The 25,811-nt window shown below is 66.6% G+C and carries 27 protein-coding genes and 2 pseudogenes; 18 read left to right on the top strand and 11 right to left on the bottom strand.

From position 1 onward, the window contains the following. Positions 1-134: 134 nt before the first annotated feature. Positions 135-1,052 (top strand): ATP-grasp domain-containing protein, encoded by a 918-nt coding sequence (locus tag H9L22_RS10705; protein ID WP_187719907.1) that lies wholly within the window; start codon positions 135-137, stop codon positions 1,050-1,052. 34 nt (positions 1,053-1,086) lie between these two features. Here the strand turns inward: H9L22_RS10705 and H9L22_RS10700 are convergent, their stop codons facing one another. From H9L22_RS10700 to H9L22_RS10685, 4 genes are all read right to left on the bottom strand, one after another. Continuing rightward, complete coding sequence (locus tag H9L22_RS10700; RefSeq protein ID WP_187719906.1) at positions 1,087-1,494, bottom strand: GNAT family N-acetyltransferase; 408 nt, start codon at positions 1,492-1,494, stop codon at positions 1,087-1,089. Positions 1,495-1,513: 19 nt separating this feature from the next. Further along, a complete protein-coding gene (locus H9L22_RS10695) occupies positions 1,514-2,155 on the bottom strand; it encodes an NAD(P)-dependent oxidoreductase (protein ID WP_226965805.1) in 642 nt (213 codons plus the stop codon). 260 nt (positions 2,156-2,415) lie between these two features. Next, complete coding sequence (locus H9L22_RS10690) at positions 2,416-2,715, bottom strand: type 2 periplasmic-binding domain-containing protein (protein ID WP_187719904.1); 300 nt, start codon at positions 2,713-2,715, stop codon at positions 2,416-2,418. Next, positions 2,703-3,614, bottom strand: a complete 912-nt coding sequence (locus H9L22_RS10685; RefSeq protein WP_187719903.1) for a TIR domain-containing protein — start codon at positions 3,612-3,614, stop codon at positions 2,703-2,705. Before H9L22_RS10685 ends, H9L22_RS10690 begins: the two co-directional genes overlap by 13 nt. 304 nt (positions 3,615-3,918) lie before the next feature. On the opposite strand from H9L22_RS10685, the gene H9L22_RS10680 reads away from it, so the two are divergent. After that, complete coding sequence (locus H9L22_RS10680) at positions 3,919-4,608, top strand: FadR/GntR family transcriptional regulator (RefSeq protein ID WP_187719902.1); 690 nt, start codon at positions 3,919-3,921, stop codon at positions 4,606-4,608. A gap of 396 nt (positions 4,609-5,004) precedes the next feature. Here the strand turns inward: H9L22_RS10680 and H9L22_RS10675 are convergent, their stop codons facing one another. Continuing rightward, a complete protein-coding gene (locus tag H9L22_RS10675; RefSeq protein WP_187719901.1) occupies positions 5,005-5,283 on the bottom strand; it encodes a hypothetical protein in 279 nt (92 codons plus the stop codon). 117 nt (positions 5,284-5,400) lie between these two features. Between H9L22_RS10675 and H9L22_RS10670 the strand changes: the two genes are divergently transcribed. From H9L22_RS10670 to H9L22_RS10640, 7 genes are all read left to right on the top strand, one after another. Further along, positions 5,401-6,372: a hypothetical protein gene (locus tag H9L22_RS10670; RefSeq protein ID WP_187719900.1), complete on the top strand. Its 972-nt coding sequence runs from the start codon at positions 5,401-5,403 to the stop codon at positions 6,370-6,372. 247 nt (positions 6,373-6,619) lie between these two features. Then, positions 6,620-7,348 carry a hypothetical protein gene (locus tag H9L22_RS10665; RefSeq protein WP_187719899.1) on the top strand — a complete coding sequence of 243 codons (729 nt, stop codon included), beginning with the start codon at positions 6,620-6,622 and terminating at the stop codon, positions 7,346-7,348. Beyond that, positions 7,348-8,052, top strand: coding sequence for a hypothetical protein (locus H9L22_RS10660; protein ID WP_187719898.1), 705 nt, complete (start codon positions 7,348-7,350; stop codon positions 8,050-8,052). The genes H9L22_RS10665 and H9L22_RS10660 overlap by 1 nt, the downstream gene beginning before the upstream one ends. A gap of 347 nt (positions 8,053-8,399) precedes the next feature. After that, positions 8,400-9,833, top strand: a complete 1,434-nt coding sequence (locus tag H9L22_RS10655) for a four-carbon acid sugar kinase family protein (protein WP_187719897.1) — start codon at positions 8,400-8,402, stop codon at positions 9,831-9,833. A 26-nt stretch (positions 9,834-9,859) separates the two neighbouring features. Then, positions 9,860-10,741 carry an NAD(P)-dependent oxidoreductase gene (locus tag H9L22_RS10650; protein WP_187719896.1) on the top strand — a complete coding sequence of 294 codons (882 nt, stop codon included), beginning with the start codon at positions 9,860-9,862 and terminating at the stop codon, positions 10,739-10,741. A 3-nt stretch (positions 10,742-10,744) separates the two neighbouring features. Next, positions 10,745-12,103, top strand: coding sequence for a GntP family transporter (locus H9L22_RS10645; RefSeq protein WP_187719895.1), 1,359 nt, complete (start codon positions 10,745-10,747; stop codon positions 12,101-12,103). Between the two features lie 281 nt (positions 12,104-12,384). Further along, positions 12,385-12,915: a GNAT family N-acetyltransferase gene (locus tag H9L22_RS10640; protein ID WP_187719894.1), complete on the top strand. Its 531-nt coding sequence runs from the start codon at positions 12,385-12,387 to the stop codon at positions 12,913-12,915. A 182-nt stretch (positions 12,916-13,097) separates the two neighbouring features. Here H9L22_RS10640 and arr read toward each other — a convergent pair whose 3' ends face one another. The 3 genes from arr to H9L22_RS10625 form a co-directional block, all read right to left on the bottom strand. After that, positions 13,098-13,565, bottom strand: coding sequence for an NAD(+)--rifampin ADP-ribosyltransferase (gene arr / locus H9L22_RS10635; RefSeq protein WP_187719893.1), 468 nt, complete (start codon positions 13,563-13,565; stop codon positions 13,098-13,100). A 94-nt stretch (positions 13,566-13,659) separates the two neighbouring features. After that, positions 13,660-13,986 carry a type II toxin-antitoxin system PemK/MazF family toxin gene (locus H9L22_RS20450; RefSeq protein ID WP_187719892.1) on the bottom strand — a complete coding sequence of 109 codons (327 nt, stop codon included), beginning with the start codon at positions 13,984-13,986 and terminating at the stop codon, positions 13,660-13,662. Continuing rightward, a complete protein-coding gene (locus H9L22_RS10625) occupies positions 13,983-14,189 on the bottom strand; it encodes an antitoxin MazE family protein (protein ID WP_187719891.1) in 207 nt (68 codons plus the stop codon). Before H9L22_RS10625 ends, H9L22_RS20450 begins: the two co-directional genes overlap by 4 nt. A gap of 105 nt (positions 14,190-14,294) precedes the next feature. On the opposite strand from H9L22_RS10625, the gene H9L22_RS10620 reads away from it, so the two are divergent. The 5 genes and pseudogenes from H9L22_RS10620 to H9L22_RS10600 all read left to right on the top strand — a co-directional run bounded on the left by H9L22_RS10620 (position 14,295) and on the right by H9L22_RS10600 (position 17,849). Then, positions 14,295-14,627: a GNAT family N-acetyltransferase gene (locus tag H9L22_RS10620; protein ID WP_187719890.1), complete on the top strand. Its 333-nt coding sequence runs from the start codon at positions 14,295-14,297 to the stop codon at positions 14,625-14,627. Positions 14,628-14,635: 8 nt separating this feature from the next. Beyond that, positions 14,636-14,779 (top strand): hypothetical protein, encoded by a 144-nt coding sequence (locus H9L22_RS10615; RefSeq protein WP_187719889.1) that lies wholly within the window; start codon positions 14,636-14,638, stop codon positions 14,777-14,779. Between the two features lie 224 nt (positions 14,780-15,003). Further along, positions 15,004-16,062, top strand: a pseudogene (locus H9L22_RS10610) (DEAD/DEAH box helicase family protein); the annotation flags it as partial. Between the two features lie 19 nt (positions 16,063-16,081). Next, positions 16,082-16,429: pseudogene (locus H9L22_RS10605) on the top strand (carbohydrate ABC transporter permease); the annotation flags it as partial. A 254-nt stretch (positions 16,430-16,683) separates the two neighbouring features. Then, positions 16,684-17,849 (top strand): IS3 family transposase gene (locus H9L22_RS10600; RefSeq protein ID WP_182784986.1). Its coding sequence is split into 2 segments (ribosomal slippage): positions 16,684-16,930 and positions 16,930-17,849, totalling 1,167 coding nucleotides; the frame shifts between segments, so codons are not numbered across the junction. Between the two features lie 26 nt (positions 17,850-17,875). Here the strand turns inward: H9L22_RS10600 and H9L22_RS10595 are convergent. Continuing rightward, positions 17,876-18,205: a hypothetical protein gene (locus H9L22_RS10595; protein WP_187719888.1), complete on the bottom strand. Its 330-nt coding sequence runs from the start codon at positions 18,203-18,205 to the stop codon at positions 17,876-17,878. A 237-nt stretch (positions 18,206-18,442) separates the two neighbouring features. Between H9L22_RS10595 and H9L22_RS10590 the strand changes: the two genes are divergently transcribed. Further along, positions 18,443-20,185 carry an IS1634 family transposase gene (locus H9L22_RS10590; RefSeq protein WP_187719887.1) on the top strand — a complete coding sequence of 581 codons (1,743 nt, stop codon included), beginning with the start codon at positions 18,443-18,445 and terminating at the stop codon, positions 20,183-20,185. Between the two features lie 318 nt (positions 20,186-20,503). On the opposite strand, the gene H9L22_RS10585 is transcribed toward H9L22_RS10590, so the two are convergent. Then, the gene (locus H9L22_RS10585; RefSeq protein WP_187719886.1) at positions 20,504-22,447 is read right to left on the bottom strand and encodes a GmrSD restriction endonuclease domain-containing protein; all 1,944 of its coding nucleotides are present in this window, start codon (positions 22,445-22,447) and stop codon (positions 20,504-20,506) included. A 241-nt stretch (positions 22,448-22,688) separates the two neighbouring features. Between H9L22_RS10585 and H9L22_RS10580 the strand changes: the two genes are divergently transcribed. From H9L22_RS10580 to H9L22_RS10570, 3 genes are all read left to right on the top strand, one after another. Next, the gene (locus H9L22_RS10580) at positions 22,689-22,916 is read left to right on the top strand and encodes a FitA-like ribbon-helix-helix domain-containing protein (RefSeq protein WP_182781427.1); all 228 of its coding nucleotides are present in this window, start codon (positions 22,689-22,691) and stop codon (positions 22,914-22,916) included. After that, positions 22,913-23,305 (top strand): type II toxin-antitoxin system VapC family toxin, encoded by a 393-nt coding sequence (locus tag H9L22_RS10575; RefSeq protein ID WP_187719885.1) that lies wholly within the window; start codon positions 22,913-22,915, stop codon positions 23,303-23,305. Before H9L22_RS10580 ends, H9L22_RS10575 begins: the two co-directional genes overlap by 4 nt. A 246-nt stretch (positions 23,306-23,551) precedes the next feature. Continuing rightward, positions 23,552-24,100: an HD domain-containing protein gene (locus tag H9L22_RS10570; RefSeq protein ID WP_187719884.1), complete on the top strand. Its 549-nt coding sequence runs from the start codon at positions 23,552-23,554 to the stop codon at positions 24,098-24,100. A 135-nt stretch (positions 24,101-24,235) separates the two neighbouring features. Here H9L22_RS10570 and H9L22_RS10565 read toward each other — a convergent pair whose 3' ends face one another. After that, positions 24,236-25,597: a tetratricopeptide repeat protein gene (locus H9L22_RS10565; protein ID WP_187719883.1), complete on the bottom strand. Its 1,362-nt coding sequence runs from the start codon at positions 25,595-25,597 to the stop codon at positions 24,236-24,238. Positions 25,598-25,811 lie beyond the last annotated feature (214 nt).

Genomic DNA, 25,811 nt, shown 5'->3' with positions numbered 1-25,811 from the left:
CGAAGAGTGACGGACCGAGTCGGATCCCTGGGCCCAGATCGTGGCGATGAGGGCGGGCCCTGGAAGCGAATGCCGCAGCCCGGCTTCCGTTACCCGCCTCGGCACGCGTTTCGCCTGCTCGTAGTCTGTGGGCTATGACAAGACGCATCGGTTTGGTGACCTACGACCCCAGCTCGAGGGATGTCCATTCCGATCCGGAGATTGATCAACTCGTGCAAGCGCTGCGTCACGACGGACTGGATGCGGAGGCCGTCGTCTGGAGCACCGAGAACGACTGGACCGCGTACGACATGCTCATCCTCAAATCCCCGTGGGACTACTCCATGAGGGCCGAAGAGTTCGTCGCGTGGCTTGACGCTACAGCGGCACACGTTCCTATCCTCAACCATCCGTGGATCATTCGATGGAACATTGACAAGCGATACCTGTGGGATCTGCAGGCTGAGGGCGTCCGCACCCCAGCGTTTGTGACCCCAGCAAGCATGGATGAGGCACAGCAGGTGCTTCGGGGTATCGATTCGCATCGTGTGGTGGTCAAACCGACTGTATCGGCCGGATCCCGGAACACGGGGCTGTTCAACCGAGAGGATCCAGCGGCTCTCAGACTGGTCGGACATATCCTGCGACAGGGAAAGGTCCCCATGGTGATGCCAGCTCTCCCAGATGTTGCCCAGAACGGCGAACGTTCGTTGGTGGTCTTCGACGGCCGATACTCCCACGCTGCGCATAAGGCCACGATCCTGGCCGAAGGCGGTGGCTATGTTGGTGGCGAATACGCCGAAGTGATCACAGCGGCCACGCCTCTCGATGACGAGATCGACGTGGCAGAACGTTGTATCCAAGTAGTGCGCCAGCGCGCTGCGAGCGCCGGACTGAGCCGAGCGTCAGCTGCGCCCCTCTACGCCAGAGTCGACATCGCGAGGGACGCCGATGGTCAACCCTCCGTTCTGGAACTCGAACTCTTCGAACCGAACTACTTCACTGCGACAGTCCCCTCGGCAGTGGCCAACTTCGTGAGCGCTGTGGAACGGGCGCTGGGACGGCTGGGCTGACCCACTCGAGTGGCGGCTATCAACGCCTGCTCGGTCACGACGTGGAGTTGCTCCTGCGCATGAACTGGGTCTCTGGAGGTTGGACGAAACCCATCGCGGCGTAATAGCCCACCAGATCCGAGTGGCAGTACAACTCGACGTCTTCGATGGCGGCTACGCGGGGATCCTTCAGCAGGACCTCGCAGAGACGCCTTCCTAGCCCTATGTTGCGGTAGGAGTCGTCGACGATCAGATCCATGACGACCGCTTTGAACCGCCAGTCTGTCAACGCACGCACGAAGGCGACCAGCTGGTCACCGTCGACGATCCCAGCAGTGAGGTCGCTCTCGTTGAGGATGTCCGCGACGTCTTCAGCAGAGCGGTTCTTCGTCCACCACGCCTGCGCGAAGAGTTTCACGACATCCTCAACGCGGTCCTTTGTCACGGGCATCAGCACGTCCATAGCAGAACGCTCACCTTCCTTACTCGTAGTCGCCAAGATCGACAGCGTTCTGAGGCGCTTTCCCCGCCTCGAGGGCAGCCATGGCGGCCAAGAAGTCGGCTACCACATCCTCTGCGGTGGAGATGGCCGCGACGTGGGGCGTCACATGCACCTTGGGGTGCGACCAGGCCCAATGGTGCGAGGGAAGCGGCTCGGTCCGGTGCACATCGAGCCACGCCTCAGCGATGTGTCCTGCGCCCAAGGCAGCGCGCAATGCGGACTCGTCCACTGTGGAGCCGCGCCCGACGTTGATGAATAGTGCTTGCGTGAGCCGGTTGCACAGTTCGGCGCCGACGACGTTCTGCGTGGCGTTGGTCAGCGGGAGAAGGTTCACCACGGCCTGCGGAAGTCCATCAGTGAAGCGACCAGAAATGGCGGCCCAGGCGATGGTGTAGGCGAAGGAAGGTGCTTCGCGTCCGGACCTGTTCACGCCTATTGGGGATACTCCAGTTGCCCTCAGGACGCGGGCTACAGCCTGAGCTGCAACTCCAGTTCCCAAGACCAACGCCTCTGCGGGCCAGCGGGCGTCGACCGGCGCCCATTCGCGCCGCATCTGGGCATTCTGCAGAGTGAGGTGCCGCTGAGCGAATGCAGCCAAGGAGCTGAGCACGAACCGCCCCATCTGGTCTGGCAGAGTCCCGACCGTCCTGGTGCACACACGGGGTCTGGGGGCACGGGCGAATCCGTCGACACCGAGCCCCATCGCGTGGATCCAGTCGATCCGGACCCCACTGCGCTGGGGCCACGAGAACCCGGCCAGGCAGTCAGCCCAGAGTAGGTCCTCCCGGCTAGGCTCGGGCAGGGCGCGAACCTGCAGCGAGTCCCCGTGGGCTCGTAAGAGGGCTGCGACGGGCTCTGCCAGACGGCCGGTTGTGACAACCCTCATAGGGCTTGCAACATGCCTCGAAAAGGCGCGAGTGCCTCACGCTCGAGTTGACGGAAGTCATCACCCTCTCGTAGCTGCCGAAGATCCGCCGTCAATTGGTCACGCAGACCAGTCCTGCCGTTCGACATGAGCAGGCCGATGTGGCCGACGTAGAGGGGAAAGAGCGGGAAGGCCTGCCTGAGGACGGGCCCGACTTCCTCGAGCATCAATTGGCACGTGAGACTGTCGGTGATGGCTACGTCGGCGGCCCCGGCGGCAACCAGAATCCCTATGTGGCGAACGTTCACGGTGTCCATTTCAACGAGCCGCGCCGAGCCTGGACGAGCTCCGAATTGATCGGAGGCCAATTCAGCCCCGATCTCCCCTGGCAGGCAACGATCCTGATCTCTTCGCGCATCAGGTCCCCAAAGCTGGTCACGCGCTCTTCGGAGGCACGCACCACCGCGCCCATCGTTCCGGCGTATAGGCATGCGGCGAAGTCGTAGGATCGGTCACGACGCGGTGTGCGATAGAGGCAGGCCACCACGTCGATGAGCCCCTCGTCCACAAGTCTTGTTGACTGCTCGTTGGAGATCGAAGTGAACTGGACGTCGCGGTTGTTCACCTCACCGAACCGAGTCAGCAAATCAATGAACAGGCCCTGCGGGCTTCCTCCAGGGGGTGCATGCATCGAAAAGGGGGGCCAGGGGATCACGCCCACGTGTAGCGCCTGCGTGTCCCTGCTCTGTGGCTTGTCCGGCAGTGCAGGCTGGGCGGGGAGAGGCGACGGCGGACGTGGGTTCCGGTTGGGAGCGGCGAAGTATGCCTCGACCAGTGAGATCACCTCGTCGGCGTCCGAGCCGTGAATCTGGTGAACTGCGCCAAGATAGTAGTCGAGATCGGCGGACATCGCGCCGCCCACGACCACCGGGAGGATGGGGCGTCGATGTTTGACTGCTTGCTCCAACTCCCTGACCACGTGGTCGGATGATGCCGAGTTGTTTGTCACCAAGAGTAGGAACACTCGGCATTCGATGATGGCCTTCACGAGTTGCCGGGGGTAGGGGACCCCAGACTCCACATCTCGAGGCGCGATCCAGCATGCGATCCGGGCACTCTCAAGTGCAGCCACCAACCTCGCAGCCACGCTCGCATCCAGCGAGCTGTGACACACGAATACCCGCTCTGGCCACGCATCCGCGGCGTTCGTTTCCATTGCATGCGACCTTAGCGTCAGTAGGGTCATCTCAGGTCGTATTGAGCCGAAAGAATCGGTCGCCGGACGCTCGTCATGGGCCTGTCAGACGGCGAGGCTATTGCCTGGTCGGCCGGTTACTGGCGGGAGCGATCTGTGCCCGCGAGCATCTGAGAAGGGGCGGCCGAGAAAGCCTGCGGCTCTGCAATGCGACGGGTTCGGGTAGATGGGCCTCGGGGTCCCGGGCAGCCCTCGTCGACCCGTTGGGGTCGGCGTGTTGTGGCGTAGGCTGCGAGACAAGAGATGTTGAGCGGAAGGGGGGGCGATGGGTCGTCGCGGGTTGGTTGATGAAGCCATTCAGGGCATCCTCGACCGCGTCGTCGACGGTGAGTTCCCCGCTGGCAGCTCACTTCCGCCGGAAGCGGATCTCGCCGCGCTGCTCGAGGTCAGCCGCCCCACCATGCGCGAGGCGGTCCGGTCGCTGAGTGACCGTGGGGTGCTCCGAGTGGTGCACGGCCGCGGCACGTTCGTCGCCCCGCAGGAGGAGTGGCGGGACCTGCCCACGCTGATCGGCGTCCTGGCCCGCACCACGCCGTCGCGCGACCTCGGGCTGCAGCTCATCCAGGTGCGGCGGATGCTCGAGGTGGGCGCCGCCGGGCTGGCCGCGGAGCACCGGACCGATGACGATGTGGCGCGGATGGGGGACCTTCTGAACCGCTATGACGCGGCTGCCACGGCGGACGATGTCGACGAGGTGGCGGAACTGGACATCGCCTTCCACGAGGCTATCCTCGCGGCGTCCGGCAACCCGTTCCTGGCCGCGATCATGCAGCCGTTGGCGGAGGCGCTCTCGGCGTCGCGGCGGACGACGGCGGCGCGCGAGGACGTGAGGTCGCGGGCGCAGGAGCACCACCGTCGGATCTTCCGGGCGATCTCCGACGGCGACCCCGCGACAGCGAAGGACGCGATGCGCGGCCACATGACCCAGACCCACGACGACATCGCTGCGCTGTAGGACCCCCGTCGTACGGCCGGTGATCCGGCACCTCTCGATAGCGCCCTGAGCTGGGCAATCCGCTCGGGCGTGGCCCCCATGCCTAGCCCCGACGTCACCATCACGCCGGCTCGATCCCGTAAGGCAGGCCCGGGCAGCGTAAGTCCGCGCCCGTCCGCGATCAGGCGGCGGGGGAGTTGCCGTTCCTGCTCTGGCCGTGCCGACGTCGCGTTGCCGCGACCCCGACAGACGCCTGGCTGTTCTGTGAGGTAGCCCCTGCAAGAAAACCCGAAAACAACGCGGTCCTGATCCGTATCTGCATCGAGGAATCGATTCAGAGAGGAGCCGGCCATGTGGTGGTACTGGTGATCGGCGGCAGCGGCGGACGGTAGAGGTCACGAGGGTGGGGCGCACCGATCAGGTGCGCCCCACCGCCCCGTCCGGCCCGGCCATGTTGTGGAGAATGGTCGACACGACCGCGTCCATCTCCATCTCCGAGATCGTCTCCCCCTCGCTCTCGATGCGGCGAACGGATGAGGCGAGCCGCTCTCTGAGCAGCGCTCGGGAGACCGTCACGTCCATCGTCAGAGCACGTGCCATCGCCAGCGCCAGGACGTCTTCGAGGTATCCCGGATGTGCGCGGGTGGGCTCCGGACGCGTTGTCGCGGCAGGGGAGGGCACCCGGGTGCGAGTCACACCAATCCCACTGTCGTCATATCTGTGCGTGACGGACGGGTCACTCGGCGGACCCGTCGCGTCGCGCCCGATGGCGTGTCGCTACGATTCGCTGCAACGGGCGAGGGGTGGTGGTGTATGACTCAGGTCGGCGTCGAGGAGGGCACAGCCGCTCTCGGCGAGTTGCGCTCCGCGATCGACAAGGTGCGCTCAACCGGTGTTCAGCGCGTCGCGGATGTTCCGCCGGCGTTGTTGGCCTCCCTCAAGATCTCGGCCGACGTTCCGCCCGCCGAGGCCCGCGAACGGGTCAGGGCCGGGCTGTTCGCCCTGGCCGAACGCCTCGATCCCGACCTGCGTCGCGCTTTCCTCGAGTCGGCCGGCTTCCGTCGCGACGCCGCTCCGGCCGCGGGAGACCGGATCAAGGCCACCGCCACGATGCTGGGCACGTCCGAACGGACGGCCTACCGGCGGGTGGACGAGGCAGTGGCGGAGATGGCGCTCCTCCTGCAATCGAGGGATGGACGCCCGGCGCTGGTTGATCTCGACTACGTCTTCCTCCGGTCCCACTTCCGGGTCGACCTGACGGGAGACGCCCCCCTCATGGTCATGGAGCGCACCATCTCGGCGCGCAGCGACGGGGTGAGCCGGATCGACGAGCGAGTGAACCTCCCCAGGATGCGCCACCAACAACTCCACTTCCGTGCCCTCGAAGGGTGCCGGGTCGAGAGCAACAACTTCCTGACCCCAGGAATGTGGGCGATCACCCTGAGCTTCCCCAGACCCCTGAACGCGGGTGAAGAGCACACGTTCGCAGTGTCTGTCCGCCTTCCCGACCATGACTCGCTCGAACCGGTTGTGGGCTTCTTTCCCCACACCGCCAGCTACGACGCCGCCGTCGACCTGCAGTTCGGCGACCGCAGACCGGTGGCGTTGGAGAGGTTTCAGGAGGCTCCCCCCGTGGGGCACGTGTCCCAGATCCCGGGCGCGGAGCCGGTAGAGCCGATCCTTGCCCGCCATCACTTCTCGTTCATGACGATGAAGCCGGGCTTCTGCTACGGGGTGCGTTGGCGGTGGGCTGAGACGCCAGACGTCGCCGTGCCAACTTTCTGACATGGTCTAGGGCTTATGTCCGCCCCGGGTGCCCTCTTGGGAACGTGGGCGCATGGGCGACGCACAATTCGCAGGGGGCAGCTTCGATGGCCTTTCCGTCGAGGAACTCAATCAGATCGCGGATGCGGCTTGGCGCGTCACGAGGGAGGAGCGGGAAACCCGCTGCCACCGGCGGGGCAGGTGCCTCACGCGGAGCGCTCCCTACGGCTCGCGAGATCCCCAGGCGCGCAGAGTCCATGAGCACTGCATGTCGGCAGGCTGCCTTGACCTGTTGCACGACCTGCTGGTGCGGGTCCTGGCGAAGCTGCAACACAGGGATGGTGACGCCGGGTCTGCCATCGCCGACCTCGGAGCCTACGCCGGACGCGTGGCAGCGAGGGAACTGATCGAGCTGAAGCGCGCAGAGCGTGTGGCGATGGGTTTCCCGGCCAAGCCGGGCCGCTGCGACGGCGTGGCGGCACGCATCATCGCCCACCTGGAATCGGACGCCGGCCCCGAGGGCCCATGGTTGGTGACGCTGTTCCGCATCATGAGGTCATACCCGTTCAGCGCCCACCACGTCAACGGGAGGTGGCCCGTGGACGGCCTGGTCATCGAACGCGCCACCTACTTCCCGGGATGGAACGGACCGGAGACGGTCAGGCACGACATCAACCGCGTCCTGTGCGTGGCGAGGGAGTGTGCCGGCCACGAGTGGGTGTTCAACAACCTCACGCTTCCGCTCAACTCGCACGGAGTCATCGACGAACTCCCCGATGATGCCGTGGAGGCGACGGACGTGGACATCGATTCCGTCGTGGGGCGGCTGCTCCGAGCAGACTTCCGCAGAAATCTGGCTTCCGGACGCTCGTCCCGAGAGGCGCTGAGGAGCGCCGTGAGGGCCGTTGCGGGCGGTGACGAGCCGGTGCCGAGTGAGGGGTTCGACGAGATGCTCGCCGAACTGGAGTTGGAGTTCGCCGGCGCGGGAGGGCGATGATGGTGGCCACGGCGGCGGAGCCGGCACGGGAGTCCGTCGTCTTCCTGGAGGGTTTGTTGGCCTCAATCGCGCTCGCAACGCTCGTCGGATCCGGCTTCGACGCAACCGGCGCATTCGCCCTGGCTGTCGCCGTGTTCCTGGCGTGGCAATCACGCGCGTTCTACGCGGTCGCTCAATTCGCTGCTGGTGGTGTGGGCATCGCTGCCTCGATCCCAGCCCTGGCTGCATATCTAGGAGAGGGATGCGTCTCAGCGATCCCCCTGTGGGGGAGGGTGCTGGTGCTGATCGCCGTCGCGTTCGTCGGTGGATTCGGGTTGCTTCACTCGGTGTTCTTGGGTGGGCTCTTCACCGAGTTCGGGAAGATCGGCCTCGGCTGGTTCGGGCTGGTGGAACTCCTGACCTTCATGTCGACGACGGCCATCCTGAGCTTCACCGGAGTCGGGCGCGCCTTCGTGGTGGGCGGCGCCGTTGTCCTGGGGGGTCTTATCGGTTGGAAGCCGAGATACTCGATGTGGACGATAGGCACGGGCATGGCTCTGATCACACTGGCCGGGGGAGCCATAATCGGCACCCCGGCCGCGGAAGGGCTGGAATGCCACCAACTCGTCGACGCGACGGGAGCAGCGATGATCTACCTTGTGTCCTTCCTCCCGATCGCCGTCGTGTGGCTGACGCTCCGGGGGATCTTTCGCGCCGTGAACTGAGCCAGCTGTGAGGTTGGCCGCGTCGGAGAAGAGCGTCAACACTCCGCCATGGGGCTGAGGCGGCCCATTCCCCCGGCTCCACACCCATTGACGGGCTCGCCGCGGAGTAGCACCCCGCTGGCTAGGGTGCCGCGTAGCGGCCTCGAAGTCTAGAGAAAGTGACCTTGTCAGCGTGGGTTTCTGAGGCTTCGAAGCGCGTCGCTTCGTTCCTCGCTCCTCAGCCCGCGGGATGGGCTCGTCGCTTCGCTCCTCGCTCCTCAGCCGGCAGGAGGGGGTCTTGCACCGGGCCGGTCAATGTGTCATTCTTTCCTTAGAACTCTGAGGTCTGAGCACAAAGGAGTGACTTCATGACAGTGGACCTGTCCGATCTGTTGAGCAACCATCCGTCCGTGGTGCCCGTGTCCGCCGACGACGTCGTCGAGGCCCGCCATCGCGCCCACGACCACACCGTCTACGTCGTCCTCGACGACGACCCCACCGGCACGCAGTCGGTGGCCGACCTGCCCGTGCTGACCGCCTGGGAGGTCGACGACTTCCGCTGGGCGTTCGACACCGGCAAGCCCGCCGTCTACGTGATGACCAACTCGCGCTCGCTGGCCCCGGCCGACGCCGAGCGGGTCAACCGCGAGGTGGTCGCCGCCGCGCTCCAGGCCGCCGGAGACACCCCCGTCGCCTTCGTCTCCCGCTCCGACTCCACCCTCCGCGGCCACTTCCCGCTGGAGCCGCTGACGATCGCCGAGGAGATCCGCACCGCCACCGGTCACGGGGTCGACGGCATCGTCGTGGTCCCCGCGTTCGGCGACGCCGGCCGCATCACCGTCGACGGCGTCCACTACGCCGGCTCCCGCGACGCCGGCTTCACCCCGGTGGGGGAGACCGAGTTCGCCCGCGACGCCACCTTCGGCTACCGCTCCTCGCGTCTCGCGGACTGGGTCGAGGAGAAGACCCAGGGCGGAACCAAGGCCGACGACGTCCTCCACCTCGACCTCACCACGCTGCGCACCGACCGCGCCCGGACCGTCGAGATCCTCCGCTCCGCCACCGGGGCAGCCGTCATCGTCGTGGACATCGTCGAGGAGGAGGACCTCCGGCAGCTCTCCCTCGCGCTCATCGACGCCGAGGCCGCCGGCTCGCGCTTCGTCTACCGGGTGGGCCCGCCGTTCACCCGAGCCCGCATCGGCCAGGCCGTGCACCCGCCGGTGACCCTCGACGAGATCCGCAGCTCCCGCAGCGAGCGCGAGCTGGCCACGGGCGGGCTCGTCGTCGTGGGCAGCCACGTGGACCTCACCACCCGCCAGCTCGCCCACCTCCGCGAGGCCGCGCACCCCGTCGAGTTGGAGATCGAGGTGGCCCAGGTGATCGACGCCGCCCTCCGCGACGCCCACGTCCGCGACATCGCCGCCCGCGCCGCCGAGGCGCTCAACGACGGCACCGTCGTGGTTCGCACCTCGCGCGCGCTGGTCACCGGCGCCGACGGCGACGAGTCGCTCCACATCTCCCGCCAGGTCTCGGCCGCCGTCGTCGAGGTGGTCCAGCGGGTGCTGGCCGCCAACCCGCCGCGGTTCGTCGTGGCCAAGGGCGGCATCACCTCCTCCGACGTGGCGACGAAGGGCCTCGGCTTCCGCCATGCCAATGTCATCAGCCCCATGCTGCCCGGCATCGTGTCGCTGTGGTCCGGCCAGGACGGCCCGGCCGCAGGCATCCCCTACGTGGTCTTCGCCGGCAACGTCGGCGCCGCCGACTCCCTGGCCGCAGTCGTCGACACCCTCACCCAAGCCTGATCCACCCTCGAAAGGAACCCCCTTCCATGAACATCGCCGTTCTCGGACTCGGCGCCATGGGCCTGCCCATGGCCACCTGGCTAGGCCAGTCATTCCCGGTCACCGCCTTCGACATCGCGGAGGCGCGCGTCCAGCTCGCCACCGACTCGGGCGTCACCTGCCGCCCCTCCGCCCGCGAGGCCTGCGACGGCGCCGACATCGTGCTGGTCGCCGTCCGCAACCAGGCCCAGCTGGAGGAGCTGCTCTACGGCGAGGCCGGCATCGTCCCCGCGCTGAGCCGCGGCGCCGCGATCATCCTCACCTCCACCGTCGGCATCCAGGCGGTCGAGACCGTCGCCGCGCGCCTGCAGCAGGACGGCATCGGCCTGGCCGACGCCCCCGTCTCCGGCGGCCCCGCCCGCGCGGGCAAGGGAGACCTGCTGGTCACCGTCGGCGCCTACCCGGCCGTCTACGAGCACTGCCGCCCGGTGCTGGAGGCCATGGCCTCCAACCTCGTCTGGGTGGGCGAGGCCCCCGGCAAGGGGCAATGCATGAAGACCGTCAACCAGCTGCTGTGCGGCGTGCACATCGCCGCCGCCGCCGAGGCGATGGCCCTGGCCGGCGAGCTCGGGCTCGACCAGACGAAGGCGCTCGAGGCGCTGATGTCCGGCGCCGCGGCGTCGTTCATGCTGGGCGACCGCGGACCCCGCGCCATCCAGGCCTACGCCGGCGAGGACGCCGAGGTGAAGAGCCGCCTGGACATCTTCGTCAAGGACATGGGCATCGTCACCTCCGCGGCGAAGTCCGTGGGCATGCCCGTGCCGGTGGCCGCGGCCGCCGAGCAGCTCTACCTCCAGGGCCTCGCCAACGGGCAGGGTGCCATGGACGACTCGTCGGTCATCCGCCTCGTCACCCCGAAGAAGGGCTGAGCCGTGGGAGCCGCAAGCCTGCTGGGCATCGCCGTCGGCGCGATCGTCCTCCTGCTGATCCTGGTGATCCGGATCAAGATGTCCGCCTTCGTGGCGCTGCTGCTGGTGGCGTTCGGCACCGCGCTGGCGTCGGGCATCGCGCTGACCGACGTGGTGCCCACCATGACCGAGGGCATGGGCAAGACGCTCTCCAGCGTCATGATCGTCGTCGGCCTCGGCGCCATGCTCGGCCGCCTCATCGAGGTGTCCGGCGGCGCCGACGCACTGGCTGAGAAGTTCTCCGCCGTCCTCGGACCCAAGCGCGTGGTGGCCGCCGTCGTCGCCGCCGCCTTCGTGCTCGGCATCCCCGTCTTCTTCGACGTCGGCTTCATCATCCTGGCGCCCATCGTGTTCGGCTTCGCCCGCGTGGCCAAGCTCAACCCGCTGGTCCTCGGGCTGCCGGTGGCCGGCGCCATGCTCACCGTCCACGTGGCGCTCCCGCCGCACCCCGGCCCCGTGGCCGCCGCCGGCATCACCGGCGCCGACGTCGGCATGATGCTGCTCATCGGCCTGCCGATCGCCGCGGTCACCGCCGTCGTCGGCTACTTCGCCTCGAAGCTGATCAAGGCGGAGAAGTACGAGCTGCTGGAGTCTCCCGCCACGAAGTCCACCGTCATCCACGACGAGGCCGTCGACGGCCCGAAGCGCGTCCTCGGCGCCGGCACCGTCCTGGCGCTGATCCTGCTGCCCATCCTGCAGATCATGGTGGGCACCGTCGGCAACATGACCCTCGCGGAGGGTTCCACCGCCCGCGGGCTGGCCGGAATGATCGGCTCCTCGCCCATCGCGCTGCTGACCGCGGTGATCGTGGGGTACCTGGTGGTGGGCCACAACCAGAAGTGGTCGCTGGGGAAGCGTGGGTCTGTGCTGGACTCGGCTCTGCCTGATGTCGCGGTGATCGTGTTCGTCACCGGCGCCGGCGGTGTGTTCGCCAACGTTCTCGTCACCTCCGGCATCGGCGCGGCCTTCTCGGAGGCGCTGATCGCCATCAACATGCCGATCATCCTGGCCGGGTTCCTCATCTCGCTGGCGCTGCGCGCGTCGCAGGGCTCGGCGACGGTGGCCATCCTCACCGCCGCGGGCCTGTTGGCCCAGCCCATCCTCGACGCGGGGTACAACCCCACCCAGATGACGCTGGTCACGCTGGCCATCGCGTTCGGCGGCCTGGGCCTGAGCCACATCAACGATTCGGGCTTCTGGATCGTCACCAAGTACCTGGGCCTCAGCGTCAAGGACGGCCTGAAGACGTGGACCGTGCTCTCGACCATCCTGGGCGTGACCGGGTTCCTCCTCACGTGGGGGGTGTTCGCTCTGGTGTCCTAGAGCGAACATCGACGAGGGGGCCGCGTGTGGGTGCGCGGCCCCCTTTCGTCGTCGGACATAGCCTGCGCTTTGATCACGGTCCTCGTGGTCTGGAGCCACCGGCGCAATGCTCGGGGGAAGCTGGTGGTCGTCACCGCTAGTTCGCCGAGGGTCCAGCCGTCCCAGGAAAGCACATTGCATCGTGGTCGCCGATCGCGGTGATGACCACTGGGGGCCCTCAGATAGGATCTGTGTTCCTCGGCGCTCGTGCGCTGCGACTGATCGACAGAAGGACACTGAGGATGGACCTGAGCTTCCGACGGGCCGAGCCGCACGACACCACGGCGGCGCAGGCCGCCTACCGCGCGATCATCGACCACCTCGCCGAGACGGTGGACTATCCCCACTGGCACACCGAGAACCACCCCACGCCGGCGGAGGTCGCGGGGTGGGTCGAAGCCGGGGAGCTGTACCTGGCTGTCGACGCCGACGAGACCATCGCCGGGGTGGTGGTGCTCAACCATGACGCCGCTGACGAGTACCGGAATGCGGGCTGGGCGATCGAGGCGGAGCAGGACGAGGTGCTGATCGTCCACGCGCTCGGCGTGGTACCTGACCATCTCGGACTGGGCGTGGGGCGGTTCCTGGTGGACGCGTCGATCAGGGTGGCACGCGAGAGGAACTGCCGGGTGGTGCGCCTGGACACCTACGTCGAGAACCTCCCCGCGCGAAGGCTGCATGAGCGGTGCGGCTTCACCGATCTGGGCTGCCACACGGTGCGCTACGACGGCACTGAGCTGGACCAGTTCCACCTGTTCGAGTACGTCCTCTAGGGCCACCCGGCCGCCTGTCTCGACCACCTACTCGCTCCCTGAGGAGCGTCGTCCGCGTAGCGGCGCGGCGCGTCTCGAAGGGTCGTGGCGTGAGGTTCAGCGCGACCTGTTTGTGGCGTGCGCGACGATCCTTCGAGATCCCCCACCGATGACCCCAGGGGTCGATTCCCCGCTCCCAGCAGCTAGTCCTCGATGACGTCGAGGCCCTGCTCGCGGAGCTGCGCGAGGTGGTCCAGCATTCCCTTCAACACTGCCGGGTCGTGACCCTCCCAGTCCTCAAGCTCCGCGACGACGCGCAGCGGATGCCGGGTCCGGTATGACCTCGTGGGGTTGCCCGGGAACCGCTTGTCGGTCACGTTGGGGTCGTCCTCGAACGGGCCCGTGGGCTGCACCACATACACGTGACCGCGCTCCTCACTGCTGGCCAGAGCGGTAGCCAGCTCCGCTCCCCACACGGCTGTCTCCACCAGCGCCGAGAAGTAGATGTGGTTCGACACTCGCGCCGCGTGGAAGTTCGAGCCATGGCCGGGAACGAGCTCGGTGCCGACCTCCACCGCCGACTTCGTGCCGTGGTAGAACGGCCCCTCGACGTGGAAGCAGGTCTCGAAGGTGACCGGCGTGTGGGTGCCGGGGTCCTCGTCTGATGTCATCTCGCTCCTTGGCTGTGGACAGAGAGTCTGCCGTCGGTAGGTTCGCGGAGCGGCGGTTGGTGGCTCGTCGCTGTGGCATGTGACGAAACTTGACCTATCGGGCCATCCCAAGGAATGTCATCAGGAGGCGCTCCAACTCGACCATCTGCTGCCTTGAGAGGCGCCCGATCCTGACCTGCACATTGCTGCGTCGCACAGTCGTCAGCTTGTCCACCATCACGTCGCTGTCCTGAGCAAGGCCGGTGAGACCGCCCGCTGGGACCCGGAGGCGAAGGAGGGGCGCATCGACCAGGGTCGTCGTCAGGGGAGCGACGGTGATTGAATCTGTGAGTTCGAAGACATCGTCTTGGACGATTATGGCCGGACGAGGTTTGGAGGCAGAGATCCCGCCCGCCACGGTCCACACCTCTGCTCGCCTCATTCCTCGTCCCAGCCCACCGTCACGGCCTCGATGAAGTCCTGGTCATCTCCTTCACGGTCGTTCTGCGCGACGAGCGCCGCCTGGTGACCAGCCTCGCGCGCGAACTGCTCGGTGCGCACGTCGGGCACCCAGATCTGCACCGGGCGGTAGCCCCGTGCTCGCATCCGGTGGCGATGTTGCCCCACTCGATCGCTGACGGCCATACCAGTAGGTTACATGTAACGGTCAGCCGTGGCGAGACCCATTGACATGCCTGTGAGTGTCGCGCATGTGGGCTGTGCGGGTGACCTCGAAGGTAGCGTTGCCGGATGCCCGTCACGCTTCGTCCTTACCGCGACACCGACGCCGAGCCCACCTGGCAGGTCTTCCACGCGGCGGTGCGCGTGACGGGCGCCATGGACTACACGCCTGAGCAGCTGGAGGCCTGGTCGCCCGACGAGGTGAACCTCGAGGCCTGGGGCCGACGGCGGGCGGCGGCCTGGACGCTGGTGGCTGTTGATGGGGATCGGGTGGTGGGGTTCAGCGACCTCACCGACGACGGGGTGCTGGACATGCTGTTCGTCCACCCGGACGTCGGCGGGCAGGGAGTGGCGAGGCTGCTTGTCGAGGCGGTCCTGGGGAGGCCCGACGGCGGGGTCTGACCCGCGTGGTGACTCACGCGAGCAGGACGGCGAGGCCGGCCTTCGAGCGGCTCGGCTTCGTCATTGACCGCGAGAACCCGGACAACTGGACGCGGGGCGTCCGGGTCCCGAACTTCGACATGCACCTCGATCTCCCGGCGGAACCGGGCTGACAAGGCGAGGCGGCATCCTTCTCGTCGGGGTGAGCTGCAATGCTGGGCCCGTGAGCAGCAGCGACGTGCCGGAGGGCTTCTACGATGCGCTGATCACGCGGGCGCTCCGCCGCGACATCGCACTCTCTACCCTCCACCCCACCACGGCCTCCGTCGAACCGGCGGAGTTGCCCGAGGTGCTCGCCGAGCACGTGAGACGAGTGGCCAGGAGCGCCTTCGCGTCGATGAGCGAATCAACCCGCCGCGAGGCGGTGGAGCGGATGCTCGTAGGCCTGGACGCTGAGGATGAGGGCGTCGACGGCGAGCCCGCCCGGCTCCTGTCGCTGCTCGCCCCTGCGGCGCCGGGGCACGCCGCCCGCTACCTCGGCGCGCCGGAGACTCCCCTCTCCCAGCCGGCCCTCCTCACCAACGCGCGGGGCGAGCCGACGATGGGCAGCGAGATCGCCTCGGAGCTCGGCTCGGCAGACCGGGTGGAACTGCTCTGCGCGTTCATCAAGTGGTACGGCATCCGCACGCTGGAGAAGCAGCTGGTCAGCATCCGGGAGCGCGGGATTCCCTTCAGGGTGATTACCTCCACCTACCTGGGCTCCACGGAGCGAGCTGCGTTGGACCGTCTCATCGAGCAGTTCGGGGCCGATGTTCGGGTCAGCTACGAGACTTCCCGCACCAGGCTGCACGCCAAGGCCTGGCGCTTCTACCGCAACACCGGCTTCGACACCGCCTACGTGGGCTCCTCCAACCTCACCAGCACGGCGATGCTGGACGGCGTCGAGTGGAACGTGCGGCTGACCGCCACGTCCACCCCTGACCTCCTCCGCAAGTTCACCGCCACGTTCGACAGCTATTGGAACGACCCGGCCTTCGAGCCCTACACCCTCGCCGACGGTGAGCGGCTCGAGCGCGCCCTAGCCGAGGCGTCGGGGAGGTCCCGCCAAACCGCCGCGCTGACCGTCTCGGGGCTCGAGGTCCGCCCGTGGCCGCACCAGGATCGGATGCTGGAGGCGTTGGAGGTCGAGCGCGAGGTGCACGACCGCCACCGCAACCTCGTCGTCGCGGCCACCGGCACAGGTAAGACGGTGGTGGCCGCGTTGGACTACCAGCGGCTCGCCGCCGCCCGCGGATCGCGGCCCAGCCTGCTCTTCGTGGCGCATCGCCGCGAGATTCTCGAACAGAGCCTGCGCACCTATCGCGAGGTGCTGGCCGACGGCGGATTCGGTGAGCTGCTCGTCGCCGGGTACCGGCCCGCTCACTGGAAGCATGTGTTCGCGTCCGTACAGTCTCTGAACGCCGAGGCCCTGGCGCACCTCTGTCCCGGACGAGCTGCTGGAATCGGCGCGCATCGACGGTGCGAGCGAGGCGCGGATCTTCGTCACCATCGTGCTGCGGCTACTGGCGCCCGCAATGGTGACGATCTTCCTGTTCATCTTCGTCGCGACGTGGAACAACTTCATGCTGCCGCTGATGATGGTCTCGACCCCGGAACTCAAACCCGTGACGCTCGGGCTGTACGGCATGATGAGCTACTTCGCGCCGGTCAAGGGTGCCGTCATGCTTGGCTCCCTCCTGGGCGTCCTGCCGATCGTGGCCCTGTTCCTGACACTGCAGCGCTCCTGGCAATCCGGACTGGCTGCCGGCGCCGTCAAGGGCTGACGCCCGCACGCCGCGGCGTTGCGTCGACCGACGGCACTCTGACGGAACGTGCTCGTGTGCGGGCCAGCCAACGACGTTAGCGGCGACGTCCGGCATCAGCCGCACTCGGCGTGGGGGCAGGGCTGTCGCGGGGACAGAGGGGGTCAGCCGACGATCTCGATCTTGTGAGCGCAGGATCGACACTGAAGTGAGGGATTGTTTCCGGACCAAGAGCCGCCACCGGTAGAATCCGTGGGAGAAATGGAAGGGATCGAATGACCCGGAAGAAGTTCAGCCCGGAATTCAAGGCGGAAGCGGTTCGTGCGGTGATTGAGTCGTCGCGGACTGTTGCCGAGGTCGCGCGTGATCATGGTATCGGCTCGGAAACACTCAGGAATTGGGTGAATGCGTATCGGCGGGACCACCCGGATGAGTTACCGGAGATCAGCGAACCGGAGCGTGCAGAACTGGCACGGTTGCGTAAGGAGGTCCGTGAGTTGAAGGCCGAGCGGGAGTTCCTGGGAAAAGCGGCGGCCTTCTTCGCCAAAGAGTTCCGGTGACCGCGAAGTACGCGTTCATCAACAGCGAAGAAGGCAACTACTCGATCCGGAGCATGTGTCGGTGGGCGAGGGTGTCGAGGGCCGGCTACTACGAGTGGCTCAACCGGCCGGTCTCGGTGACCCAGCGGTGGCGCGACGAGCTCGGCGACATCATCGAGGTCCTGTTCGCCGACTCCGACGCCACCTACGGCTACCGACGGATCCATGCCGCCTTGGTGCGGGCCGGGAGGCCGTGTGACCCGCAGACGGTGCGTGCGATCATGGCCGAGCGCGGCTTGGTGGCTTGTCAGCCGCGCCGCAGCGGGCCCAGGACCACGATCCCGGCTGACGCGAAGGATCTGCCGGATCTGGTCAACAGGGACTTCACCGCCGACGAGCCCGGGCTCAAGCTGGTCGGCGACATCACCTACATTCCGACCTGGCAGGGGTGGGTGTATCTGGCCACCGTGCTGGACTGCTGCACGAAGAAGGTCGTCGGGTACGCGATGGCCGAGCACATGCGAACCGAGCTGGTCACCGACGCCCTGGCCATGGCGATCAGTAATGGCCATATCCGCAGCGGGGAGACGATTTTCCATTCGGATCGCGGGACTCAATACATGTCGGCCGAGTTTGCCGAGTTCACGCGCGCGGCTGGGATTGTTCGGTCGGTCGGACGGACTGGTATCTGCTATGACAATGCGTGGGCGGAGTCGTTCAATGCGACCTTGAAAGTGGAGCGGGTTCATCGGACCGTGTATCCGACTCGGCGGCATGCTATCCGGGATATTGCACGCTACATCGAGTTGCGTTACAATCAGAAACGGTTGCATTCCGCGCTTCAATATCGTACCCCGAACGAAGCAGAGCAGGACTGGTACGAAACCAACAAGGCAGCCTGAAACATGAATATCAAGCGGTCCGGATTTCATCCCGCAGCCCACACCGCGTGAGAGTTCTCGATCCGATACACGATGTCACCCAGAAGCCGACCGTAGGCAGCCTTCACGACGTCGACCCGATCCAGCGGCGACGGACCAGCCAACTCCGCCTCGGCCCGGATCCGCGCCATCACCTGCGATGGCAACAACTGGCCTTCCTCGATCACCGCTGGCTGCAGCATCAGCAATGCGCCGTCACTCTGCCACCACGCATTGCCGATCAGCGGGATGGCACCCAACAACACCAAGGGCTGGGACAGCGAGACCGCGGCCCCGAGCACCAGGACAAGCAGCACGGCCGTCACAGGAACCGTCATCCGGAACCCGCTGATCGGCCACCTGATCCGAGGCGGCTCAGCAGCCGACGTGCCCCTCACAGCGGTGTGGGCCACGACCTGCGTTCCGCAGCTAATCGGGTTTCTGGTGCTCGTGGGTGGGTGTTGTGGCTTGTCAGACGTGTTTGGGGTGGTGACACACGCGCAATCTCATAGTGACACGATTTGGGTGTAGGCTGCGCTCGGGTGTAGCGGTGTTGATGGTGGAGGGCTGGTGACATGTTCGTTCGGACGTCGACGCGACGGAACCGGGACGGCACGGCGGTGAGCTATCTTCAGCTGGTCCACAACGAGTGGGACCCGGCGGCGAAGTCGTCGAAGATGAAGGTGGTGTACAACTTCGGCCGCGCCGACCAGGTCGACCGTGCGGGGATCGAACGTCTGATCGGATCGTTGACGCGCGTGCTGGGCTCCGAAGCGATGCTGCCCGGTGCGGGGACCCCGGGGTTGGAGTTCACGCAGTCCCGACCATTGGGTGGCGCGTACGTGTTGAACGGTCTATGGGATCGGCTCGGGTTGGCCAAGACCCTGCGAGGCCTGCTGGGCGCCACCCGTCGGGACCCGGTCACCGAACGGGTGTTGTTCGCCCTGGTCGCGAACCGGGCGTTGGCGCCCTCCTCGAAGCTGGCCGCCACGAGTTGGGTGAACCACGACGTGCACCTGCCCGGCCTGGTGGAGGTGTCCGACGACGCGTGTTACCGGGCGATGGACTGGCTGCTGGAGGTGGAGGCCACCCTCGCCAAGGACGTGTACCACCAGGTGGCGGACCTGTTGAACCTGGAGGTCGACCTGTTGTTCTTCGACACCACCTCGACGTACTTCGTCACCGAGACCGCTGACGATCCCGTGTGGCGCGACCACAGCGGCCGCCCCCTCCAACCCGCCCCCGACGCCACCGCTGACCGAACCGCTGACGGCGAGGTGGCGCCGCCGGCTGGTGGGGTGAAGCAGGCCGGGTTCCGGACGTGGGGCAAGTCGAAGGACCACCGCGACGACCTGCCCCAGGTGGTGGTCGGGATGGCGGTCACCCGGGACGGGATCCCGGTGAGGTGCTGGTGCTGGCCGGGCAACACCTCCGACTCGGCCCTGATCCGCCAGGTCAAGGACGACCTGCGGGACTGGAGCCTGGCCCGGGTGGTGTGTGTCGCTGACCGCGGGTTCACCTCGGCGGAGAACCGCCGCTACCTGCAACGCGGCGCCGGCGGCTACATCCTGGGCGAGAAGCTCCGCTCCGGCACCGGTGAAGCCGACGCCGCCCTCGCCCGGCCGGGGCGTTACCAGGAGGTTGCCGGGAACCTGCGGGTCAAGGAAGTCAAGATCAGCGACCACGAGCGGTTCGTGGTGTGCCACAACCCCGAAGCGGCCGAACGTGACGCCACCGTGCGCACCCATCTGGTGGAGCACCTGCGTGGGCTGATCGCCGAGTCCGACAAGCTCACCGACACCAAACGGGCCGAACTCCGCGGGGTGATCAGCACCAAACCCGGCCTGAACCGGTACCTGCGCGTCACCCCCGGCGGCCTCCTGCGCGTCGACGCCAAAGCGATCGCCGCCGAAGCCAAGCTGGACGGCAAGTACCTGCTCCGCTCCAACGACCCGACCCTGACCGCCGAAGACATCGCCGTCGGCTACAAGCAACTCCTCGAGGTCGAACGCGGCTGGCGGGACATGAAACAGATCCTCGACCTCCGCCCGGTGTACCACCGACTGGAGGACCGGATCCGCGCCCACATCATCTTGTGCTGGCTCGCGCTGCTGCTGATCCGGATCATCGAAACCACCTGCGGCGACACCTGGACCAACCTCCGCGCCGAACTGCAACGACTCCACGTCGGCACCTTCACCGGCAGCGCCGGCACCTACCAACAGACCACACAGCCCACCCCCACCCAACAACGGATCCTGGACCAGCTGAAACTCGCCCCACCACCGCGGATCCTCGACCTCACCCCCACCACCTGACCCGGGCCAGCATCACCCCTAGCCACAGCGCCCCCTAGTGACACGCCGTGTCACCACCCCAACACGCATTCCTCCTAGCCAAACACGCAATTTGGGCGGCCTAGGCCGGCAACTCATCTGCGGAACCCAGGTCCGGGGCGGGGCTGAGGGACTGGGCAACCCAGTGCAGCTTCACGGCGTCTGTGACGAGCTTGCTTTTCTGGGCCACCTTGGCCGGCCCCTGGTGAGCCCAGCACTCGACAAGGGTGGTGAGTTGTTGATCGGCTCGACTGTCGCCGTGACACCACGGACCGATGGAGATCACCGCCCCAGGGCAACTCAGAGAGAAGCAGATGACTCCTCGCTGCTCGACCGCTCCACGAACTCGCGAAGGGCCGCAATCGAGGTGAAGACCCGGTAGCCCAACGCGGCCAAGGCGTCCTCGTCGAAGTCGTCTTCGTCGAGTTCGAGGACCACCTTCTCGCCCAGCCCCTCTTGCAGCCCGTGTGGCCACACAGCCTCCGCGATGGACAGCACCCTCCCCGTGTCGGGGTGCGCGATCTCAAGGTCGCGCTCCGGTTCCGCGTAGCCCTGGGTCGTAAGCCACTCGACCAGAGCGTCGATCTCCTGGTTGCGGGTATCGGCGGCGTCATCGTCGCCGACGACCACCGGGTAGTTACCCTCTACCGGTCCGGGGCCGACTAGAGCAGGGTCGAGCTGCCCCGAACGCAATCTCTGCAGAAGGGAGTTCGCGGCTGTGGAGAGCAACTCGCGGCGGGCAGCAAGGAAATCGGGGTAGTTGTCGATCTGCCACAGGTGATCCTCCATTGGCACCCACTGACTGGCCAGGGCGCCTGGAACACGAGCTTCGATCTCGGGCATGTAGATCGCGGGATCGGCATCGCTCACCTGCAGGTTGGTGTCCTGAGTGATCAGGCAGAAGTTCGCGATGGCGTTGACCTGACCCCGCGCGTAGCCGGCCGCGTAGAGCTTGGCCTTGGGGAAGATGTGGTGGACCTGAAGACCGTTGAGCCTCCCCAACAGCGCGTTCGAAATGGGGACGCCGGTGCCGAAGTCGCGGGCCTTCATGACACGGGTCAGCATGTAGAGCGTCGGGTAGAACCGAGCACCCATGCTTGTGCCGGCGAAGTCCTCAGGACGCACCGCCAGGTCGCCGCGCGAGAGCTCCAGTAGGCGGATCAAGCCCTCGACGCCCGCCTCGTCGACGGCTTCCAGGTCCTGCGTGAGATAGGTCTCGGTCGAGGCCGCGTAGCGGCCCCACATGCCCGTGTGGATGTACCAGTAGAGGAGCCGCGCCTGTTCGGACGCGTCCGGCAGGCGACCGCCGTTCCTGTGCATGTGTCGCGCGAGTACGACGAGCGGGAAGGGGAAGAGCACCCGTGCGTGGTCAAGCCCGAGGTGTCCGGCGATGACGTTCAGCCACTGATTCACGTAGGTGAAGGCCAGCCCCAGCCCCGTCTGCACTTCGCGCACGGGACGGTCGGCAAGAGCGGTGAACCGTGCCTTTCCAGTCACGATCCCGTTGACGACACGGAGCAGCCAGTCCAGGCTGAAGTCGTAGCCGCGTTCCCGCCAGTACCTCAGGTGCTCATTCATCTGGTGTCGTGCCTCGGGCCAACTGGCGCAGATCTTGGCCAGCGCGAGGTCGCCCTTGGAGAGCTTGGTCCCGCCCGAGTTCACCCGGTTGAAGATGTCCACGACGACGTCGATGGTCTTGTCGGCCCCGGTCACCTCCTCGACGTGCATGTCACGGTCACCGATGCCTGTGACCTGCGCCAGACGGGTCACGTACTGGCCGTTGCGGGCTTCGGGAGTATCGAGGGCCAACACTTGCTGGTAGTACTTCCCCGGGTTGGCAAAGAGGTCGGGCACCGAGACCCACTCAGCCGAGTTCTGCATCTTCTGTCGCGCGTAGAACTCGAACGTCTCCTCGACGACGTTGAAATAGAGGCCAAGGAAGGTCGAGTCGTTGCCCTCGAAGAAGCGTGGTGCGCGCCCACGGATCACTCCGTACAGCGTTGTCGCACGCTGTTGGCCGTCGAGCAGAAGCTTGATGGTGCCGTCCCGGTCGGTCGGCTCTCCCCGCGCCGCTGTCGTCTCTGCCGCTGTCGACCACGTCATGAAGCTGCCTACCGGGTACCCGCGGTACAGCGAGGTGAAGAGCCCGCGGACTTGGTCACGGTTCCAGACGTACCCGCGCTGGAACTCCGGCAGAGCGATCCCGCCGTCATCGATGTGATCCAGAATGGTGCTTACCCTCACCGCGTCCCCCGTAGCAGTCGATCTCCGCTCACCCTAGCCTTGGGTGAGGTGATGGTCATTGTCCATGCGGTGGTGAAGGCCGAGGGCGGCGACGTCTACGTACCTGTCGACGACGGCGGGGGTCGGAGGATGGCTGGAGGCGAAGCGCGGCGCCAACGCAGGGTACGGCACGCCGTCGATTGCCGCGGTGAGAGGGTGGGTCGTGTTGATTGCGCTGCTTGCAGAGTGCTAGCATCGTGTCATGACGACCCTGTATATCCGCGACGTCTCCGACGATGTCGCCGCTACCTTGAAGGAACGGGCGGCGGCGGAAGGCATGTCGTTGTCGGCCTACGTCGCCGCCGAGTTGGCCAAGATCGCCACACGACCCACCAACGAGCAGATCGTTGCTCGGCTCAGGGCGCGGGACCGCTCCAGTGGGCCCAGCTCCGACGACATCGTCGCAGCCGTGCAGGCCGGCCGCCGGTGATCGTGCTAGACGCCTCCGCGATGGTCGAGGCGCTGATCGGCAGCGAGGTCGCCGACGAGCTCTTGGATGCTCTCACCGGCGACGTGCACGCGCCGCACCTGCTCGACGTCGAGGTGTTGTCCGTGCTCCGGGGCTTGCTCCTGGGCGGCAAACTCGTTCCCGCTGTCGCGGAGGAGGTTCGCCGTGACCACTTCGCGTTCGCCATCAATCGCTACGAGGTCTCACCATTGGCTGATCGGATCTGGCAGTTGCGTCACCAGTACACGAGCTACGACGCCGCGTACCTCGCTCTGGCCGAGGCGCTGGATGCACCGCTGTACACCTGTGTCGCGAAGCTCGACAGCGGCGGCCACCACGCCAAGGTGCACCTGCTCCACCGAACGCACTGATCTGCCGCACAGGGATGAGCTGTTGGTGGCTTGGCGTACCACTGCTGACGAAGACGCCGCACCGCTAGAGGCGAGTCTCCTCAGACAGTTCACCGAAGATTTCGGCGTCAGATCCCAGCGTCGAGGGCCCGCTTGACAGTTGCGGCTTCCGAGCGTCCCTTGGGTGTCGAGTCCGGGTATCGAATCCTGGCTGGTCGTTCTCGCCGAACGGTCTGTCTGATTGACTTGCCGGAGGAAGGTTGATTCATGGTCAGCAGACAGTTCACTCTCGAGGACGCTCACGCGTTAGCTGTGGCAGCGCATACGGGGCAGGTCGACAAGCTCGGCGTGGACTACATGGAGCACGTCCTGGCGGTCGCGGACGGACTGGCCGACTACGATCTCGAGCTCCAGATCGCCGCCATGCTGCACGACGCGGTTGAGGACGGTGAGGGGATCACGCTGGAGTCGTTGCGCGGCGACGGCGTGTCCGAACGTGCTCTGGCGGTTCTGGCCCTGGTGTCCAATAACCTTCACGCGGGCATGCCCTATGCCGAGGTCATCGCACGGATCACGACGTCGTACGACGCGACGCTGGTCAAGATCGCCGACAACGCCCACAACTCGCGACCGGACCGGGTCGCTGCTCTGGCTGCGCGGACCGGGAAACCCCCGACGACCAAGTACGTCGAGGCGCGTCAGGTGCTGTGGCGCGCCGTCCCGAGCGAGGATGTGGCCCGGATCGTGGGCCGAGTTGCGCCGGACCTGCTGTTGATGGAACGGGCGCAGGCTTCACCCGACCCGCAGGTCGATTGATCTCCTCACTGTGTGGGAGAGCACCGCTGTCGCGAGCATCTCGACGTTGACGGCGTCCCGTGCGAGAACGATCAGGACCGGGTTGAGCCACGCGGCCGCGCCGCTCGCGGCTGTAGCAGCGACCCGGGTGCAGACTCAACTCATCTTGGGTTCTGCGTCCGGGAACAGGATGTCGAGGGTGTCGTCGAGCTCTGGGTCAGTGGAGTCGACTGCCCGCTGTGCCCACTGCCTCGAGTCATCGGGTCTTAGGCCGCGCAGCAGGTAGGCGAGGTTCGCGAGGGCTCCGGTGTCACCGGCTGCAGCGGCCTTCTTGAACCAGGATTCGGCGAGTCTCTGCGAGAGCACACCGCAGTTGACCATGGCGTCCCGATCGCCGGCATCCGCGGCGCGCTCGAGCCACTTCATGGCCTTGGCTGGCGACTCCTCCATCAGCAGATACCCGAGATGCGCCATCGCTTCGACGCAGCCGAGACGGGCTCCTCTTTCGAACCAGGTGCGTGCGCTGCTCGGGTCGGACTCCACAACCATCAGGCCGAGGTTGTATGCGGCGCGGCCATCGCCCCCGGCTGCTGCGCGTTCGAACCACGCGCGGGCTGCATGCGGTTGGTTGAGGCGCGTCAGCATCGCGCCGCGGTTGAACGCGGCGTCGGTGTCGCCTTTGACAGCCGCCGCCTCCGCCCAGTCGTCGGCGGCCTGGGGGTCGGAATCCTGGAGTAGGAGCCCCAGGTTTGACATGGCGCCCGGGTCCCCGTGGGCGGCTGCCTTCTCGAGCCAGTCGCGCGAGGCATCCAGGTCCGAGAAACGGTAGAACGAGCCGAGCGCGAACATCGCGTTCGGGTTGCCGAGGTCGGCGGCCTCTTCGAGCCACCTGCGCGCGGTGTCAGGGTCGCGTTCCTGCAGTTCCGTGCCCAGCCAGTACATCGCGTCGGAGTCGCCGTGCTTGGCGCGCCACTCCAGACGCGTCATCGGGCTGGCGTTCGGCGGTGGAGGATCGCCGAGCGAGCGTCGATCGGCGGCGGCGCCGTCGCGCTCAGGAAGGGTCTGAAGCAGGGCCATGATCCGGGCGGTCGCGCTGAGGCTGTCGCCGGCGAGGAAGTCGAACGCACGCCACGGATCGAACGACCTCAGACGGTCGCCGTAGCGGGCGTGGAGATACGCCAGGAGCCGCGGCGCGGGTTCAATGTCGTCCTCGGCGGCGAGTTCACGGAAGATCTCGCTGCCGTTCGCATCGATGACCAGCCAGGTCCCGCGACTGTCGGTCCTGACCTGGAGCGACGCATGGACAGGGTCGGTGTCGGAGGCGGATGAATCCCGCCACGGGGTTGTGCGCGCGGAGAGCAGCTCTCGCCACCTCGTCTCCTGGGTGCGCAGGTCGCCGGTGGCGATGGTGCTCCAGGACGGATCGGGATCGTGAATCTCACCGACGAGGGGATTGGAGAACCCCCCGAGCGCCCTCTCACACTCCGGGCAGCAGAACTCGATGAGGTACTGACTCACGGATCCGATCGTGAGGTCCATGCCCGGCCCGGCCCACCCGCATCGCGGGCAGCTGTAGGGGGCCAATGGTCGTTCGAATCGCCCGTCGCGTGCCACGTCGCACCTCTCTAGGTTTCAGTCACCTTGATCCTAATCATTTGTCCACCACGCCGACGTCGAGATCCGAGCCCGCCACTGCTCGCCAGCGGGTGCACAGTCATTGATGAACTGCATG

This window comes from Tessaracoccus defluvii, from assembly GCF_014489575.1.
Lineage (GTDB): Bacteria > Actinomycetota > Actinomycetes > Propionibacteriales > Propionibacteriaceae > Arachnia > Arachnia defluvii.
The sequence above is the reverse complement of the archived record's forward strand: the minus strand, read 5'-3'. Positions and strand labels throughout refer to the sequence as shown.